The organism is Amycolatopsis sp. WAC 04182, from assembly GCF_003947465.1.
In the GTDB taxonomy this organism is placed as follows: Bacteria; Actinomycetota; Actinomycetes; order Mycobacteriales; family Pseudonocardiaceae; genus Amycolatopsis.
Genome location: NZ_QHJJ01000015.1, coordinates 1 through 1,311, shown reverse-complemented (window position 1 = coordinate 1,311; position 1,311 = coordinate 1). Strand labels below are relative to the sequence as shown.

The window sequence follows — 1,311 nt, the reverse complement described above, 5'->3', positions numbered from 1 at the left end:
TGTGCTGTTTCAGGACCTCACGGACAGATGTGTTTCAGGACTTGTCGGACAGTTTGGTGTTGAGTGGTTGGTAGCGTAGTGCTCGGTTGAGGGTGAGCTGGCGGGCGATGGTGTCGCCGATCATGATGGTGACGCGGTCGCCTTGCCTGAACACCGTGGCTGTGTGTCCGGTCCAGCGGCGGCCCAGGACGATGGAGCAGCCGGAGAAGGCGATGACGCCGGTAGCTGAGACGATGCGTTGCGTGCGGCCGCTGGAGGCTTCGTGGCCGCTGGCGGGGATGGCTTTGGGGCGGGCGTCGTAGCGTTGTCTTGGGGTGTGGCCGTCGAGGCCCTGGTGGCGCCGGTGGTCGTTGTAGATCTGGCGATAGTCCTCCAGAAGCTGTTGCAGGGCGGCGAGGTTCTCGGCCGGTGGCCGGGCGGCGAGCCATTTCCGCAGGGTGCGGTGGACGCGTTCGTTCTTGCCGCAGGTTTGCGGGTGGTAGGGCCTGGAGGCGATGGTGGTGACGCCGTGTTCTGCGAGGTGGCGTTCGAGTTCGACCATCTGCCCGCGGTGTTTGCCAGAGAAGGCCAATCCGTTGTCGGACAGCACTTTCACTGGTAGGCCGTGGCCGGCGAAGGCTTGCTGCAGCGCGGCCCAGGTGTCGGCGCCGTTCTCGCTGGCGGCGGCATAGGAGCCGACGTCGAGGCGGGAGTGGTCATCGAGGATCTGGATGACGCAGACCTTCTGACCGCCGGCCAGGTAGTACTCCATGCCATCGATCTGCCAGCACCCGTTCGGGTCGGAGTACTCGAACCGGCGCCGGGTGCGGGGTCTCTTACGGGGTTCAGGTTCGATCTGGCCGTGCTCGCACAGGATCCGGTAGATCGACGACGTCGAGGGCAACGGCACGAAAGCTGCCTTCTCCAGCCGCCAGCGGGTCGAGATCGGCCCGTTGTCCCAGCCCTCGTCCACGAGTTCCTTGCGGGCCCGCAGCACCGCCTCGGCCACCTCCGCGCCCAAGGCGGTGGGACGGTGATGCGGGGCGGTGCTGCGGCGGGTGAACCCGTTCGCCGCCTCGCTGCGGACCCGGGTCACATACCGATAGAAGGTGTCCCGGGACACCCCGTGCTCGCGGCAGAACCCTGCCACGTTGATCTTCCCGCCCGCGGCGACCCGAGCAACCGCGGCGACGAACTCAGGATCCATCGAAAACCCTGCTCTGCCCATCGAAGCATGATCACCACACAAGCCCTGGTCACCACACCGACAGACCGGTCAGTGTCCGTGAGGTCCTGAAACATCAACTGTCCGACATGTCCTGAACTCAGACA

Annotated in this window: 1 protein-coding gene; it reads right to left on the bottom strand. The window is 65.6% G+C overall.

All coding sequences use genetic code 11. The features are described from left to right. Positions 1–34: 34 nt before the first annotated feature. Positions 35–1,186: an IS481 family transposase gene (locus DMH01_RS42220; RefSeq protein WP_125685081.1), complete on the bottom strand. Its 1,152-nt coding sequence runs from the start codon at positions 1,184–1,186 to the stop codon at positions 35–37. Positions 1,187–1,311: the final 125 nt, after the last annotated feature.